This is a genomic window from Nocardia pneumoniae NBRC 100136 (assembly GCF_000308755.1).
Lineage (GTDB): Bacteria > Actinomycetota > Actinomycetes > Mycobacteriales > Mycobacteriaceae > Nocardia > Nocardia pneumoniae.
In genome coordinates this window covers 34822-50722 of record NZ_BAGF01000045.1, presented here as the reverse complement: position 1 = coordinate 50722, position 15901 = coordinate 34822, and the positions used below count along the sequence as shown (strand labels likewise).

13 protein-coding genes are annotated in these 15901 nt (G+C 69.6%); 11 read left to right on the top strand and 2 right to left on the bottom strand.

The features are described 5' to 3' along the window. Nucleotides 1–85: 85 nt before the first annotated feature. The 10 genes from metH (at nt 86) to ON34_RS14315 (ending at nt 13173) form a co-directional block, all read left to right on the top strand. Nucleotides 86–3682 carry a methionine synthase gene (metH, locus tag ON34_RS14355; RefSeq protein WP_085997077.1) on the top strand — a complete coding sequence of 1199 codons (3597 nt, stop codon included), beginning with the start codon at nt 86–88 and terminating at the stop codon, nt 3680–3682. A 592-nt stretch (nt 3683–4274) separates the two neighbouring features. Beyond that, on the top strand, nt 4275–6077 hold the full coding sequence (locus tag ON34_RS14350; RefSeq protein ID WP_040779599.1) for a serine/threonine-protein kinase: 1803 nt from the start codon (nt 4275–4277) through the stop codon (nt 6075–6077). 20 nt (nt 6078–6097) lie between these two features. Further along, nucleotides 6098–6769 carry an HAD family hydrolase gene (locus ON34_RS14345; protein WP_040779596.1) on the top strand — a complete coding sequence of 224 codons (672 nt, stop codon included), beginning with the start codon at nt 6098–6100 and terminating at the stop codon, nt 6767–6769. 127 nt (nt 6770–6896) lie between these two features. Beyond that, nucleotides 6897–7760 carry a HalD/BesD family halogenase gene (locus ON34_RS14340; protein WP_040779683.1) on the top strand — a complete coding sequence of 288 codons (864 nt, stop codon included), beginning with the start codon at nt 6897–6899 and terminating at the stop codon, nt 7758–7760. 45 nt (nt 7761–7805) lie between these two features. Continuing rightward, nucleotides 7806–8642 (top strand): class I SAM-dependent methyltransferase, encoded by an 837-nt coding sequence (locus ON34_RS14335; RefSeq protein ID WP_174372035.1) that lies wholly within the window; start codon nt 7806–7808, stop codon nt 8640–8642. Then, entirely contained in the window at nt 8639–10453 is a 1815-nt protein-coding gene (locus ON34_RS14330; protein WP_040779591.1) for a choline/carnitine O-acyltransferase, read from the top strand. The genes ON34_RS14335 and ON34_RS14330 overlap by 4 nt, the downstream gene beginning before the upstream one ends. Before the next feature lie 100 nt (nt 10454–10553). Then, entirely contained in the window at nt 10554–10835 is a 282-nt protein-coding gene (locus ON34_RS14325; RefSeq protein WP_174372036.1) for a phosphoribosyl-ATP diphosphatase, read from the top strand. Between the two features lie 42 nt (nt 10836–10877). Then, nucleotides 10878–11729 carry an ATP phosphoribosyltransferase gene (gene hisG, locus ON34_RS14320; RefSeq protein WP_040779589.1) on the top strand — a complete coding sequence of 284 codons (852 nt, stop codon included), beginning with the start codon at nt 10878–10880 and terminating at the stop codon, nt 11727–11729. A 113-nt stretch (nt 11730–11842) separates the two neighbouring features. Continuing rightward, nucleotides 11843–11977: a hypothetical protein gene (locus tag ON34_RS38100; RefSeq protein ID WP_281032450.1), complete on the top strand. Its 135-nt coding sequence runs from the start codon at nt 11843–11845 to the stop codon at nt 11975–11977. Next, the gene (locus ON34_RS14315) at nt 11977–13173 is read left to right on the top strand and encodes a YeiH family protein (protein WP_083889425.1); all 1197 of its coding nucleotides are present in this window, start codon (nt 11977–11979) and stop codon (nt 13171–13173) included. The genes ON34_RS38100 and ON34_RS14315 overlap by 1 nt, the downstream gene beginning before the upstream one ends. A 264-nt stretch (nt 13174–13437) precedes the next feature. Here the strand turns inward: ON34_RS14315 and ON34_RS14310 are convergent, their stop codons facing one another. Further along, nucleotides 13438–14247: a RecB family exonuclease gene (locus ON34_RS14310; protein ID WP_245548033.1), complete on the bottom strand. Its 810-nt coding sequence runs from the start codon at nt 14245–14247 to the stop codon at nt 13438–13440. 177 nt (nt 14248–14424) lie between these two features. Here ON34_RS14310 and ON34_RS14305 point away from each other — a divergent pair, with 177 nt between their 5' ends. Continuing rightward, on the top strand, nt 14425–15258 hold the full coding sequence (locus ON34_RS14305; RefSeq protein ID WP_040779587.1) for a tRNA (adenine-N1)-methyltransferase: 834 nt from the start codon (nt 14425–14427) through the stop codon (nt 15256–15258). Between the two features lie 47 nt (nt 15259–15305). Here ON34_RS14305 and ON34_RS14300 read toward each other — a convergent pair whose 3' ends face one another. Then, on the bottom strand, nt 15306–15821 hold the full coding sequence (locus ON34_RS14300) for a WKL family lipoprotein (RefSeq protein WP_040779677.1): 516 nt from the start codon (nt 15819–15821) through the stop codon (nt 15306–15308). Nucleotides 15822–15901: the final 80 nt, after the last annotated feature.

The window sequence follows — 15901 nt, the reverse complement described above, 5'->3', positions numbered from 1 at the left end:
ATGGCGGCACGACCACTGTGGTACAGGACACCACGCTTCGACGGGGTGGCCTGGATTGTCCGGCCTGCCCACTACGCTGGAACGCATGTCTGCGTCCATCCCCGCCGAGTTCGACACCACGCTACTCGACACGCTGCGCCGCCGTGTCGTCATCGGCGACGGTGCGATGGCCACCATGCTGCAAGCCACCGATCTGACCCTGGACGATTTCCGCGGGTTGGAGGGCTGTAACGAGATCCTCAACGAAACCCGGCCCGACGTGCTGCGCTCGATCCACCGCGCCTATTTCGAGGCGGGCGCCGACGCGGTCGAGACCAACACCTTCGGCTGCAACCTGTCCAACCTCGCCGACTACGACATCGCCGACCGGATCCGCGACCTGTCCGAGCGCGGTACCCGGCTGGCCCGCGAAGTCGCCGACGAGATGGGCCCGTCCTTCGACGGTACGCCGCGGTATGTGCTCGGCTCGATGGGCCCGGGCACCAAGCTGCCGACACTGGGCCACGCACCGTTCGCCGCGTTGCGCGACGCCTACACCGAGGCCGCGCTCGGCATGCTGGACGGCGGCGCCGACGCCATCCTCATCGAGACCTGCCAAGACCTGCTGCAAGTGAAGGCGGCGGTGACCGGAAGCAGGCGGGCGATGGCCGAGCTCGGCCGCCGGATCCCGATCATCACGCACGTCACGGTGGAGACCACCGGCACCATGCTGGTCGGCAGTGAGATCGGCGCCGCCCTCACGGCGCTCGAGCCGCTCGGCATCGACATGATCGGCCTGAACTGCGCCACCGGCCCGGACGAGATGAGCGAGCACCTGCGGCATCTGTCCCGGCACGCGCGGGTGCCGGTCTCGGTGATGCCGAACGCCGGACTCCCGGTGCTCGGCGCCAACGGCGCGGAGTACCCGCTCACCCCGGAGGAGCTGGCGGTCGCGCTGCGCGGGTTCGTCACAGAATTCGGGCTTGCGCTGGTCGGCGGCTGCTGCGGCACCACGCCCGAGCACATCCGTCAGGTCACCGCGGCGCTGCGCGAGGTCGAGCCCACGCTGCCGCCGATCGCCGAGCGTCGCGACCCGGTGCACGAGCCGAGCGTATCGAGCATGTACACCGCGGTGCCGTTCGAGCAGGACGCCTCGATCCTGATGATCGGCGAGCGCACGAATGCCAACGGCTCCAAGGCGTTCCGCGAGGCGATGCTGGCGGGCGACTGGCAGAAGTGCCTGGACATCGCCAAGGACCAGACCCGCGACGGCGCGCACATGCTCGACCTGTGCGTCGACTACGTTGGCCGCGACGGCGCCCAGGACATGGCCGAGCTGGCCGCCCGGCTGGCCACCGCCTCGACGCTGCCGATCATGCTCGACTCCACCGAGACCGCGGTGCTGCAGGCCGGGCTGGAACATCTCGGCGGGCGCTGCGCGGTGAACTCGGTGAACTACGAGGACGGCGACGGCCCCGAGTCGCGCTTCCAGCAGACCATGCGGCTGGTCGCCGAGCACGGCGCCGCGGTGGTCGCGCTCACCATCGACGAGGAGGGCCAGGCCCGCACCGCGGCGAAGAAGGTGGAGATCGCCGAGCGGCTGATCGCCGACATCACCGGCAACTGGGGCCTGTCGGAGAGCGACATCATCATCGACACGCTGACCTTCACCCTCGGCACGGGCCAGGAAGAGTCGCGCCGCGACGGCCTGGAGACCATCGAGGCCATCCGCGAGCTCAAGCGCCGCCATCCGGCGGTGCAGACCACGCTGGGTCTGTCCAACATCTCCTTCGGTCTCAACCCGGCGGCCCGGCAGGTGCTCAACTCGGTGTTCATGCACGAATGCGTGGAGGCCGGTTTGGATTCCGCGATCGTGCACGCGTCGAAGATCCTGCCGATCAGCCGGATTCCGGACGAACAGCGCCAGGCCGCGCTGGATCTGGTGTACGACCGCCGCGCCGAGGGTTACGACCCGCTGCAGAAGCTGATGGCGCTGTTCGAGGGCGTGTCCACGTCGTCGTCGAAGGCGTCGCGGGCCGAGGAACTGGCCGCGCTACCGCTGTTCGAGCGGCTGGAGCGGCGGATCGTCGACGGCGAGCGGGCGGGGATGGAGGCCGATCTGGACGCGGCCATGACCGAGGTGCCGCCGCTGCAGATCATCAACGAGACCCTGCTGGCGGGAATGAAGACGGTCGGCGAGCTGTTCGGCTCCGGCCAGATGCAGCTGCCGTTCGTGCTGCAGTCCGCCGAGGTGATGAAGGCCGCCGTCGCGTATCTGGAACCGCACATGGAGGCGACCGACGACAGCGGCAAGGGCCGCATCGTGCTGGCCACGGTCAAGGGCGACGTGCACGACATCGGCAAGAACCTGGTCGACATCATCCTGTCGAACAACGGCTACGAGGTGGTCAACCTCGGCATCAAGCAGCCGATCTCCACCATCCTCGAGGCCGCGATCGACAAGAAGGCCGACGTCATCGGCATGTCCGGCCTGCTGGTGAAGTCCACCGTGGTGATGAAGGAGAACCTCGAGGAACTCAACGCCAAGGGCGTGGCCGGGCAGTTCCCGGTGCTGCTCGGCGGCGCGGCGCTCACCCGCTCATACGTGGAGAACGACCTCACCGATGTGTACGAGGGCGACGTGCACTACGCGCGCGACGCGTTCGAAGGCCTGCGGCTGATGGGCGACATCATGACCCGCAAGCGCGGCGGCGGCCCCGACCCGGACAGCCCGGAGGCGATCGCCGAGCGGGAGAAAGCCGCCGAGCGCAAGGCGCGGCACGAGAGGTCCAAGCGGATCGCCGCGGAACGCAGGGCGGCCGAGGTGCCCGTCGTGGTACCCGAGCGCTCCGACGTCGCGGCGGACCTGCCGGTGCCGGTGCCGCCGTTCTGGGGCACGCGCGTGGTGAAAGGTCTCGCGCTGCACGAGTACTCGGGCCTGCTCGACGAGCGGGCGCTGTTCCTCGGGCAGTGGGGCCTGCGCGGGCAGCGCGGCGGCGACGGGCCCGGCTACGAGGAACTGGTGGAGACCGAGGGCAGGCCGCGTCTGCGCGCTTGGCTGGACCGGCTCAGCACCGAGGGCGTGCTGCAGCACGCGGCGGTGGTGTACGGCTATTTCCCCGCGGTGTCCGAAGGCGACGAGGTCATCGTGCTCACCGAACCGCATCCCGATGCGCCGGAACGGTATCGGTTCACCTTCCCGCGCCAGCAGCGCGATCGGTTCCTGTGCATCGCCGACTTCATCCGGTCGCGCGCCTACGCCAAGGAAATCGGCCAGGTGGACGTCCTGCCGTTCCAGCTGGTCACCATGGGCCAGCCGATCGCCGACTTCGCCAACGAGCTGTTCGCGGGCGACAGCTACCGCGACTATCTCGAGGTGCACGGCATCGGCGTGCAGCTCACCGAGGCGCTCGCCGAGTACTGGCACCGCCGCATCCGCGAGGAGCTCGTCCTGGAAGGCCACGCGGTCGCCGAATCCGATCCGGCCGACGTGCTGGAGTACTTCAAACTCGGCTACCGCGGCGCGCGCTACTCCTTCGGCTACGGCGCCTGCCCCGATCTGGAAGACCGCGCCAAGCTGGTGGACCTGCTCGAGGCCGACCGCATCGGCGTCGTCCTGTCCGAAGAGCTGCAATTGCATCCGGAGCAATCCACCGACGCCTTCGTCCTGCTGCATCCGGAGGCGAAGTACTTCAACGCCTGAACCGGTTGTCGGCGTAGGCCTGCCGCCTGCCTACTCGGAGGACGAGCCGGGTCGGCTGTGCGGCAGTGTCTGGGCTGTTACGGCGAGGGCATCGCTGCGTGGGTGCCGATCGGCCGGTGCTGTATCCATCGGAACTCGCCTCGGGGTCGACGGGCCTTCGATCGTGTGAGCAGGCGATGTCATCGGTTGATGGGATCGCCGTTCCTGACACGGTTCCGGGGTGTTCTCGGTCGGGCGGTCGTCCATGGTGTCGGCCGTCTGCCACCCGATAGGCCGCGGGAAGGTCCTTTGCTACCTGGTCGGATGTCGTATCCGGTGCGGATGCGCGCACCCGGACGGCGCGTCGCCGGGCGCGGGCGCGCGGTGTTGACCTGGGCGATCGCCCATATCGGCGCGGGTAGGTGGATGTCTGTCGGGTGGATGTGCCATTGTCGAAGGCGTTGTAACTGCATCCGGAGCAGTCGGCGGATGCGTTCGCGTCTCTGCTCGGTGGTGCAAAACACCTCGGCGCGTACGTGTTTCGGAGATTTCTCCGGGGCTTACGCGCGGAGTGCGGAACGGCTTGGCGCGTAAGTAGGAGAGGCACACCACGATGACGGCGGATCGATTGATCGCGGGACGATACCGGCTCACGGATCCGATCGGCACCGGCGCCATGGGCGTGGTCTGGCGAGCCACCGACGTGCGGTTGCAGCGCACCGTGGCGGTCAAGCAGTTGCTGCTCGGTCCCGGACTGTCCGGGTCGGCGGCGCTGGAGGCGAAGCTGCGCGCCATGCGCGAGGGCCGGATCGCGGCGCGTCTGCACCATCCGAACGCCATCACCGTCTTCGACGTCGCCGAGGAAGACGGCCAGCCATGGCTGGTCATGGAGTATCTGGACGCGCCGAGCCTGGCGGCCAAGCTGTCGGGCAACCGCACCCTGCCTCCACTGGAGGTCGCCAAGATCGGCGCACAGGCCGCGAGCGCCCTGGCCGCCGCCCACGACGCCGGCATCATGCACCGCGACGTCAAACCGGCCAACCTCCTGGTCGCCGACGACGGCACGGTGAAGATCACCGATTTCGGCATCTCCCGCGCGGTCGGCGACGTGACCGTCACGGCCACCGGCTTTCTCGCCGGCACACCCGCCTACCTGTCGCCGGAGGTGGCGCGCGGCGAGAATCCCGAACCGGCTTCCGACGTCTTCGCTCTCGGTTCCACCCTGTACGCGGCGGTGCAGGGCAGCCCGCCGTTCGGCGAGGGCGACAACCCGCTCGCGCTGCTCCACGCGGTGGCCAGGGCCGAGGTCCCGCCGCCGGAGTCCGCGGGCCCGCTCGCTCCGGTGCTGATGCGCTTGCTCGCTCCGACCATCGACGCAAGGCCGACCATGCACGAGGCGAAGGAGGCGCTGGAAGCCGTTGCCGCCGGGCGGAATCCGGAGCTGCCCGCGCCGGTGACCAAGGTGATGCCCGCCCCGGGCACGGCCGCGACGACGGTCCTGCCGCAACGGACCGTGACCGCGTCGACCGAGAAGTCCAGCGACACCGGCGCCACCGCGGTCGTGCCCGCCGCGATCATGGGTCCGCCCGCGCCGCAGCCGGTTGCCGCCCAACGCCCCCCGATCCCGGCGCAAGGCCGCGTGGCCGCGACCTTGCCGGGCGTCCTGGTCGGGTCCAACCGCGGCCGAATGCTCGCCGTAGCCGCCGCGGCGGTGGTGGGGGTGCTGATCCTGGCCGGAATCGTCGCGACGGTGAACGCCGGGAACCGCGAGGGAGATGGCGCCACACCGACATCGGCAGTCGTGCTTCCCGGTGTGGCCGCCGAGAGTTCGCCGTCGGCCGATGCGGCCGCGCCGGGCGAGCAACAGGCTCCGGCGCAAGCCCCGGCACAGGCTCCGGCGCCTGCTACGGCCGTGCCCACGCCCGCGTCGACGCCTACCTCCGTGGCCGTGCCAGCCCCACCCGCCCCGGCCACGACGCCCCCGGCGACCCCCACGCCCGGACCGAGCTCCGCTTCACCTACGCCGACTCCCTCGCCCCAGGCCACGACACCGCCCGCCCCGTCGACCACGACCGGCCCGACCGCGACCGGAACCACCACCCAGTCCGGCCCGCCGACGCCGGACCGGATCGCCTCCTTCATCCAGGGCTACTACGGCATGCTGCCCGCCAACGTCTCCGGCGCATGGACCCAGCTGTCGCCCGGCTACCAGGCGCAGACCGGCTACGACTCCTATGTGCGCTTCTGGGGCACGATCCGTTCCGTCCGCGTGGGCTCGGTCACGCAGAGCGGCGCGAATCGGGCGGTGGTCGCACTGACCTATACCCTGAACAACGGCACGACGACCTCGGAGAACCGATGGATCGAGGTCGTCGGGGACAGTGCCAAGCTGCAAATCGCCGCATCGGGCACCTGAGCAGAGGAGAGACACCGAACGTGACAGCGCGACTGGCCGGAGTGCTCTGGGACATGGACGGCACGCTGCTCGATTCGGAAAAACTCTGGGACATCGCGGTGCGCGAACTGGCGCGCGAGCACGGCCACGAGATGACCGACGCGATCCGGCACGCGCTGATCGGCGCGTCGGGCCCGAACGCCCTGCGGATCATGTTCACCGGTCTGGGCATCGAGCCGACCCCGGCCTCGCTGCGGGCGGCGGGGGAGTTCCTGGAGCAGCGGGTGACCGAGTTGATGACCGGCCCCATCCCGTGGCGGCCCGGCGCGAAGGACGCGCTGGCCATGGTTCGCGCGGCCGGTCTGCCCAGCGCGCTGGTCACCAATACCAAGCGGTCGCTCACGGAATTCGGGCTCGACACCCTCGGTCGCGACTTCTTCGATGTCTCGGTGTGCGGCGACGAGGTGGCGCACGGCAAGCCGGAGCCGGACGTCTATCTGCGCGCCGCGGAGCTGCTCGACCTCGACCCGGAACACTGTGTGGCGGTGGAGGACTCGCCGACCGGTGCGCGCGCGGCCCAGGCCGCGGGCTGCGCGCTGATAGTGGTTCCGTGCGAGGTTCCGGTGCCCCCGGCGCGAGGGAGGGTATTCCGCGACTCGCTGGTCGGGCTGACCGTCGGCGACCTCGAAAAGACGTTACGCGTGCGCGTTTGAATCGTTCCAGCGGCCGAGAGTTACTGTGCCGCAACGTGAGTGCGCGCAGATAGTACGTGTGACGGTGATCACCGGCAATCTCGCCGAATCTCGGGCGTGTCGGCGGGCGCTGCACCAAAATGACGCCATGGCAGCGTTGGGCGTACTCGACGAGATCGTAGATACCGCACGGTTTCCTCTGGCGGACCCGGACGGTCCCGGTCTGCGTGCCGTGGTGCGCGACGCCCGCGCGGACCTGGCCGACAGCGGCTGCACCGTATTGCGCGGTTTCATCCGGCCGGAGCTGACCGACACCCTGCGGGCGCAGGGAGAGCAGATGGCCCCGCACGCGTATTACGAGGTCGAGCAGGTCAACGCGTACAACATTCCGCTGGATACGCAACTGCCGCAGGATCATCCGGGCCGGATCGTGCTCGAGCGCGGCAACGCGTTCGTGCCGCGCGACCGCATCCCCGCCGACGCGCTGATCCACCGCCTCTACACCGACGAGCTGTTCCAGCGGTTCGTCGCCGACTGCTTCGGCCTGTCCGAGCTGCACGAGTTCGCCGATCCCCTCGCGGGACTGTGCCTCAACGTCGTCGCGCCGGGCATGTCGCATCCCTGGCATTTCGACACCAACGAATTCACCGTCTCCATGCTGACCCAGCCGGCGGAGAGCGGTGGCGTCTTCGAATACTGCCCCAACATCCGCACACCCGAGGCGGAGAACCTCGATGACGTGCGGGCGGTGCTGACCGGCTCCGGTGACCGTTTCGTCCAGCGGCTCGACTTGCGTCCGGGCGACCTGCAATTGTTCCGCGGTCGCTTCTCGTTGCACCGCGTCTCACCCGTCAGCGGTGCGCGCCAGCGCCATTCGGCCATCTTCGCCTACACCGATCGCCCCGGAATGGTCGGCACGGTGGAGCGTACCCGGCAGCTCTTCGGCCGCGTGCTACCCGACCACCTAGCCGCCGCGGCCGACGCTGTCCGGGGCGATCGACTGCTCGACTGAGCCGAACGGCTCGACTGACCGAGCTCGACCCGAGAGGACCGACAAGTGCCAGTGCCGTTAGACACCACCGGGAAAGCGTCTTTCGACGACATCTACGACCGCCCTGATCCGCGCGCCTACTACGCGCGCATGTCCGATCTGGACTACCGCATTCCGGACCTGGCGAAGCCGTTCTTCCAACAGCAGATCCGGGAGTACCGCGCCTCCGCGCGGGTCACCACACCGACGGTGCTGGACATCGGTTGCTCCTATGGCGTGAACGCCGCGCTGCTGCGCTTCGACACGACCATCGGCGACCTGGCCGAGCATTACGCCGACGCCCGCTGCGACCGAGCCGGTCTGATCCAGCGCGACCGCGCCCGGCTGGCGGCGAGTGCCGGACCGGCCGACGTCCGCTTCGTCGGCATGGACGCCGCCCGCCCCGCGCTCGATTACGCGCACGAGGCCGGGCTGGTGCACGACGTGGTGCACGCCGACCTGGAGTCCGGCGAGCCGACCGACGAGCAGCGCGCGCTGCTGGCCACCGCCGATCTGGTGGTCTCCACCGGCTGCATCGGATATGTCACCGAAAAGACGCTGACCCGCGTGGCCACGGCACACCCGCGCAGGCGGCCGTGGATGGCACACTTCGTGTTGCGCATGTTCGACTTCGCTCCGATCGCGGCGGAACTCGCCGCGCTCGGCTACCGAACCGAACAGGCGCCGGGGCTGTACGAGCAGCGCAGGTTCGCCTCCGAGGCCGAGCAGGCGCGAGTGCTGAACACCCTGTCCGCCAATGGGATCGACACCACCGGCCGGGAAGACCAGGGGTGGCTGTATGCCACCCTGTACGTGTCCAGGCCGCTGCCGAAACATCACGCCGACACCGAGGATCCGCATTGACCGAACGCACCTTCGCCGCCGACGACCACCTACCCAGGGTGCCCCTGCCGACGCTGGAGGACAGCTGCGGCCGGTTCTTGCAGTGGTGCCAGCCGCTGCTGACCGCCGACGAACTCGCCGCCACCCGCGCAGCGGTCGACGACCTGCTGCGCGCCGACGGGCCGGGCCGCGTCCTGCACGCGGCGCTCGCGGAGTACGACGCGACACCCGGAGTCGGCAGCTGGCTGGATCTGTTCTGGCCGTCGCGGTATCTGGGCCGGCGGGACCGGATCGCGCTGAACGCGAACTTCTTCTTCCTGTTCCGGGACGACACGCCGCTGGCCACCTCCACGGCCGCGACTCAGGTGGATCGCGCCGCCGGCATCATCTCCGCCGCGGTGGGCTACAAGCTGGCCCTCGACCAGGAGGCCATCCCGCCGGTGACCCAGCGCGGGCAGCAGCTGTCGATGTGGCAGAACAAGTACCTGTTCTCCGAGACCAGGATTCCCGGCGCCGAGCAGGACTCGGTGCGGGTGCCCTACAGCGACGAGTGGCCCGGCCCCTCGGACGCCCGGCACATCGTGGTGTTCTTCCGCGGCGGCATGTTCCGGATGGACGTGATCGGCCCGGACGGGGCGCCCTACTCGCCGGAGGATCTCGCCGACGGGCTGCGCGCGGTCCTGAAGGCGGGCGCGCGCCCGGCCCGCACCGACAGCGCGGTGGGACATCTGACGACGAAGGCTCGCGCCGAATGGGCGCAGAGCAGGCAGCGGCTGCTCGCCGAGCCCGCGAACGCCGCGGCGCTGGACACCGTCGAGACCGCGCTGTTCGCCATCTGTCTCGAGGACTTCGCTCCGCGCGACGAACTGCACGCCTGCGATCAACTGCTGCACGGGGACAGCGCGAACCGGTGGTTCGACAAATCGGTGTCGTTCATCGTCTTCGGCGACGGGCAGGCGGGCATCAACGTCGAGCACTGCGGACTGGACGGCACCACCATCCTGTCGTTCGTGGACACCCTGCTGGAAACCCCCGTGGCCGAACACGCCACCCGCTCCGGCGCGCAGGCGCAAGGGCTGCCCCCGGTCGAGCCGATCGAGTTCGTCCTCGACGCGGCGCAGCGCGCCGACATCGCCGCGGCGGGCGCCGACTTCGCCCGCTATGCCGCCGAGAACGCCACCCAGACGGTGTCCTTCCCGGATTTCGGGACCACCCGCGCCAAGCAGCTGGGCATCTCACCGGACGCGTTCGCGCAGCTGAGCTACCAGCTCGCCCACCGGCGCAGCAAGGGACTCACCGGCGCCACCTACGAGTCCATCGCGACCAGGCAGTACCGCAACGGCCGCACCGAGGCCATGCGGGTGGTCACCCCGGAGATGATCGCCTTCGTGGACACCATGCAGGACCCGTCCGCCGACGCCGCGATGAAGCTCGCCGCGGCACGCGCGGCGGCGGCCGCGCACGTGGAGCGGGCCAAGCAGTGCCAGGCGGGGGACGCGCCCGAGCAGCACCTGTGGGAGCTGCAATGGATCCAGCGCCGCCGCGGAGCGGAACTGGGCGTCACCGATCCGATCCCGCTCTACGACAGCCCCGGCTGGACCATCATGCGTGACGACTACCTGAGCACCAGCTCGGCGCCGTCGGTGAACATCCGCTACTTCGGTTTCGGCTCCACCAGCTCCCGGTGCATCGGCGTCGCCTACGTCCTGCTCCCGGACCGCTGGAATATCTACCTGGCCACGCCGAAGCCGGTCGCCGACCAGATGTACGCCTTCGCCGACCACCTGCGCACGGCGGTGGCGGATCTGACGGCGCTGCTCTCCGGCAACTAGTCGCGTCCCGCCCGGCTCTTGCGCACCTCGAACGGGTGGAGAGCCGGGCGGTCGGCATCGGTGGCCATCGTGGGCCGGAGCAACAGGCCCGCATCCGGGTCTGAAACAATGGCTCCTCGTGAAGAACTTCGAATCCCTGTTCGCCGAGCTGCAGGATCGTGCGGTCAACCGCCCCGAGGGGTCCGGAACCGTTGCGGCGCTGGACGCAGGCGTGCACACCCAGGGTAAGAAGGTGCTCGAGGAGGCCGGTGAGGTGTGGCTGGCCGCCGAACACGAGAGCGACGAGTCGCTCGCCGAGGAGATCTCCCAGCTGCTGTACTGGGTGCAGGTGCTGATGGTGGGCCGCGGGCTGAAGCTCGAGGACGTGTACCGACATCTGTGACGGCCGTCCGATTCCCGGTTTCTCCTCCCGAAAGGACTCCCCATGCTGCGCGTCGCAGTCCCCAACAAAGGCGCCCTGTCCGAATCCGCCGTCTCCATCCTGGCCGAGGCCGGTTACCGCAAGCGCACCGACTCGCGTGACCTGACCGTCCTGGACCCGGCCAATCAAGTCGAGTTCTTCTTCCTGCGGCCCAAGGACATCGCGATCTACGTCGGTTCCGGTGAACTCGATCTCGGCATCACCGGGCGTGACCTGGCCCTGGATTCCGGCGCGCCGGTGCAGGAGCGGCTCGCCCTCGGCTTCGGCCGCTCCACCTTCCGCTACGCGGCCCCCGCCGGACGGGAGTGGAAGGTCGAAGACCTCTACGACAAGCGCATCGCGACCTCCTACCCGAACCTGGTGCTGAGCGATCTGCGCCGCCGCGGCATCGAGGCGGAGGTGATCCGCTTGGACGGTGCGGTGGAGATCTCCATCCAGCTCGGCGTCGCCGACGCCATCGCCGACGTGGTGGGCTCCGGGCGCACCCTGCGCCAGCACAACCTGGTCGCCTTCGGGGAGTCGCTGTGCGATTCCGAGGGTGTGCTCGTCGAACGCAAGGACGCCGATCAGAGCGACCGGGCGCGCAACCAGCTCGTCGCCCGCATCCAGGGCGTGGTGTTCGCCCAGCAGTACGTGATGCTCGACTACGACTGCCCCAAGGACCTGCTCGACGAGGCGTTCGTCATCACCCCCGGACTGGAGTCGCCGACGGTGGCTCCGCTGGCCGACACCGGCTGGGTCGCCGTGCGCGCGCTCGTTCCCCGGAAGCAGAGCAACGAGCTGATGGACAAGCTGGCCGATCTGGGTGCGAAAGCCATCCTGGCCACAGACATTCGCTCCTGCCGCGCATTCTGAACGCCGGAATCGTCCGGTTCGCGTGATTCATTCACGCTGAGCGCAATCGGTGTGCGCTGTGACCAGGTGTTGCTACCGTGCGGCCTCTCGATGAGGAACGCAAGGAGTGCCCCGTGTCACAGCCATCACCCGAGGAGAGCTCGGGCAGCACATTCACTTGGAACGAGGACTGGCTGGCCGCGATCGTCGGCCTGATCCTGATCGCGCTGGTGCTGCTCGGCGTGATCCCGGACTGGCTGGTGCCGTGATGTCCGAGAAAGGCGCCGGAGCGGCGAACGAACCGAAAGTATTGCGGGAGAACGAATCCGACGCGGCGGCGCGTTCGGAGGTGCCGTCGTCGGAAACCGCGGCGGTGCAGGCGGTGGCGCGGCCGACCGCGGGAGCCGTCGCGGCGGGCGTCGCGGTCGTGCTCGTGCTCGGCGCGCTCACCCGCTACTTCGACACCCACGTCCCGCAGTGGGCGGCGGACACCCCCGTCAAGCGGGTCGCCAAGTCGATCGAATACCCGGTGTATGCCATCGCGATCGGATTGATCGGCAATGTCGTGCTCGGCAAACTCGCTCTGCGCGATCGGCTTTCGGCGGGATTCCGCACCGAGTTCTTCATCAAGACGGGCGTGGTGCTACTCGGCGCGTCGATCAACCTGAAAATCCTGGTCACCGCCGCGGGTCCGTCCATTCTCCAAGCGCTGCTGCTGATCACGGCGGTCTTCGGCTTCACCTGGTGGCTGGGCGGACGGCTGGGCCTGGACGACAAGCTGCGCGCGCTGCTGTCCTCCGCGGTGTCGATCTGCGGCGTCAGCGCGGCCATCGCCGCCGCGGGTGCGGTGCAGGCGCGCCGCGAGCAGATCGCCTACGCCGCCTCGCTGGTGATCCTCTTCGCGCTCCCGTCGATCTTCCTGCTGCCCTGGCTGGCGGAGGTGTTCCGGCTGTCGGACGCGGTGGCGGGCGCCTGGATCGGCGGCAATATCGACACCACGGCGGCGGTGGCGGCCTCCGGCGCCATCGCGGGGGAGAAGGCGCTGCAGATCGCCACCATTGTGAAGACCACGCAGAACGCGCTGATCGGCGTCGTCGCGATCGCCCTGACCGCGTACTTCACGCTGCGCGTCGAGCGCTCACCCGGCGCCGTGCGGCCGTCGGCGCGCCAGTTCTGGGAGCGGTTCCCGAAGTTCGTGCTCGGCTTCGTCGCCGCCTCGATCATCGGCACGCTGTATCTGCAGGCCGTGGACAAGAAGTCGGGCACGGCGCACATCGCGATCGTCAACGATCTGCGCACCTGGTTCCTGATCCTCGCGTTCGTCTCGATCGGCCTGGAGTTCTCGCTGCGCGGACTGCGCGAGGCGGGCTGGCGGCCGATCGTGGTGTTCGGTTCCGCGGCGGTCGTCAACCTGGCTGTCGGCCTTGGACTTTCGGTCCTGCTGTTCCGCGACTTCACCCTCTGAGCGCAACGCCCGGGTACGGTGCCGGAAGATCCCGTACCCGGGCCTGTGCTCGGGTGTTCGCGGAGGTTGTTCGCCGAAACCGCATCGGCGATGCCGGGCCACTCCCCGGTTCGGTCGGGTACCCGGTAGAAATCGGCGGCAAGGCGTTCTCCATGGCGCGGGGTTCACGACGCCGCGGCCTTGTCGGGCGGTACGTGTGGCCGCGCCCGTCTCCGCGCACACGGCACCACCGTCGGACCGACCTGCTGCATACGGGTCGACCGTTCAGTCGGACACCGCCTCGGCCAGCGTCTCGTCCGGTGATTCCGCCGCACCGCCGGTGGGCCAGCCGGGGTAGGGCGGGGGCGTGCCGCCGAATTCCGGGCACAGCGGCTTGTAATCGCAGTAGGAGCACAGCCAGCTCGTGTTGGGCTGGAAATCCCCTGTGCGGCCCGCCTCCAGGATGGCCGTCCACAGAGCCGACAGTGTGCGCTCGAAGCGGGACAACTCCTGCTCATCGGGGGTGTAGGTGAGGATCTGTTCGTCGGCCAGGTAGATCAACCGCAGCTGGGCGGGCACCAGGCCGCGAGTGCGCAGCACCACCAGCGCGTAGAACTTCAGCTGGAACAGCGCCTTGGTCTCCTGCATGGGCCCGGGCGCGCGCCCGGTCTTGTAGTCCACGACCCGCAGCGCACCACTCGGGGCGACGTCGATCCGGTCGACGAACCCGCGCAGCAGCGCGCCGTCGTCGAGTTCGACCTCCACGTGCGCCTCGCGCGATTCCGGATCGAACCGGGTCGGATCCTCCAGCCGGTAGTAGCGTCCCACCAGCGCGCGCACCTCGGCGAAGAACGCGTCGAGTTCCTCGTCGACGATCAGCTCGGCGACCTCCGGCCGGTCGGCGCGCACCCGCGCCCACGCCGCGGGCACCAGCGCGTCGGCCCGTTCGGGCAGGCGCTCGGCCGCGGGCAGCCCGTAGAGGTCTTCCAGCACCGCGTGCACCACCGTGCCGCGCACCGCGTGCCGCGACGGCGGCTCCGGGATCCGATCGATCGCGCGGAACCGGTACTTCAGCGGGCACTGCTTGAAATCCATTGCCCGCGAAGGCGAAAGCGCGGGTCTGGCGCGGTTGGCCGCCGCGCCGGGCTCGGACGCCTGCGCGTCGTCGGCAGGGGGCGTGGACACGGGCGAGCACATACCTGGCAGGCTATCCCGCGGCACCGACACGCCGGTGCGCGACAGCACGGATTCGAACCAGGGGAACGGAGATTCATGACGGCCAGACGGACCGGGCCATTCAGCGTCGGTGACCGGGTGCAGCTGACCGATGCCAAAGGGCGCCTGTACACGGTGGTCTTGGAGCCGGGCAAGGAGTTCCACACCCATCGCGGCGGGATCAAGCACGACAGCCTGATCGGCGCCGACGAGGGCAGTGTGGTGCATTCCACCAACGGCACGCCGTACCTGGCGCTGCGTCCGCTGCTGATCGACTATGTGCTGTCCATGCCGCGCGGCGCGGCGGTGATCTACCCGAAGGACGCCGCGCAGATCGTGCACGAGGGCGACATGTTCCCCGGCGCGCGCGTGCTCGAGGCCGGTGCGGGTTCGGGCGCGCTCACCTGCTCGCTGCTGCGCGCCGTGGGGCCGCAGGGTGAGGTGATCTCCTACGAGATTCGCGCCGACCACGCCGACCACGCCGTCCGCAATGTGGAGACGTTCTTCGGCGAACGTCCGGCTAACTGGTCGCTGACGGTCGGCGACGTGGCCGACTACGCCGGGGAGCCGGTCGACCGGGCGGTGCTGGACATGCTCGCGCCCTGGGACGCGCTGCCCGCGGTGTCCAAGGCGCTCGTGCCGGGCGGCGTGCTGATCGTCTATGTGGCCACCGTCACCCAGCTGTCGAAGGTGGTGGAGGCGCTGCGCGAGCAGGAGTGCTGGACCGAGCCCCGCTCCTGGGAGTCACTGGTGCGGCCCTGGCATGTGGTCGGCCTCGCCGTGCGTCCGGAGCATCGCATGCAAGGCCACACCGCCTTCCTCGTCAGCGCCCGCAGGCTGGCCGAGGGCACCGTCACCCCCAAGCCGCAGCGCAGGCCCTCGAAGGGATGAGCGCGGCCGGGCGGGCGCCGGTCGCCCGGCCGCCGGGTGCGCCCGGCTCAGGCGGGAACGCAGGGCGCCTGCGCGAAGCCGAGCAGCAGGCAGCCGCTCGCGTCCGACAGCTTCCAGGTTCCGTCGACGTTTTCCCAGGTCAGCGGCACAGCGGGCGCGGAGCCGTGCGGGGAGGCGATGGTCACCTGCGCATTCGCGGTAGTGCCCTGGGTGGTGATGTCGGCGACCGTGAAGGTGAGCGCGTAGCCCTGCAGGCCCGCGTTCATCTTGTCGATGTTCGCCGTGCGCTGCTCGCCGTTGACGATCAGCTTCGTCTTCTCGGCCGTTGGCACGGCCGGGTCGGCGAGCTTGACCAGCACGGCCTGCAGCGTCTCGGCGGTCGGCGCTCCGGCCGCATGGTCGCCGTGGCCGTGGGTACTCGACGTCGCGGTGGCCGACGCCGCCGAGGTGGCCGTGGCGGCGGAGTCGTCGTCGGAGCCGCACGCCGCCAGGCCGCAGGAAATGGCCAGCGCAGCCGCGGCGGTGGCAACGGAAACGCGCAGAGTTCTGGCGGGAAGGAGCATGGTCAGCAACCTTTCGGCTCGGTGGCGAGCAGGCTCGCCGAGATCTTGTTAGGGCAGGCTAACATGGTGGTCCTGCGGCC

Excerpts from the sequence above, each read along its gene's own strand:
- metH (WP_085997077.1), top strand. The coding sequence starts at position 86 with ATGTCTGCGTCCATCCCCGCCGAGTTCGACACCACGCTACTCGACACG.
- ON34_RS14350 (WP_040779599.1), top strand. The coding sequence starts at position 4,275 with ATGACGGCGGATCGATTGATCGCGGGACGATACCGGCTCACGGATCCG.
- ON34_RS14340 (WP_040779683.1), top strand. The coding sequence starts at position 6,897 with ATGGCAGCGTTGGGCGTACTCGACGAGATCGTAGATACCGCACGGTTT.
- hisG (WP_040779589.1), top strand. The coding sequence starts at position 10,878 with ATGCTGCGCGTCGCAGTCCCCAACAAAGGCGCCCTGTCCGAATCCGCC.
- ON34_RS14315 (WP_083889425.1), top strand. The coding sequence starts at position 11,977 with ATGTCCGAGAAAGGCGCCGGAGCGGCGAACGAACCGAAAGTATTGCGG.
- ON34_RS14310 (WP_245548033.1), bottom strand. The coding sequence starts at position 14,247 with ATGGATTTCAAGCAGTGCCCGCTGAAGTACCGGTTCCGCGCGATCGAT.
- ON34_RS14305 (WP_040779587.1), top strand. The coding sequence starts at position 14,425 with ATGACGGCCAGACGGACCGGGCCATTCAGCGTCGGTGACCGGGTGCAG.
- ON34_RS14300 (WP_040779677.1), bottom strand. The coding sequence starts at position 15,821 with ATGCTCCTTCCCGCCAGAACTCTGCGCGTTTCCGTTGCCACCGCCGCG.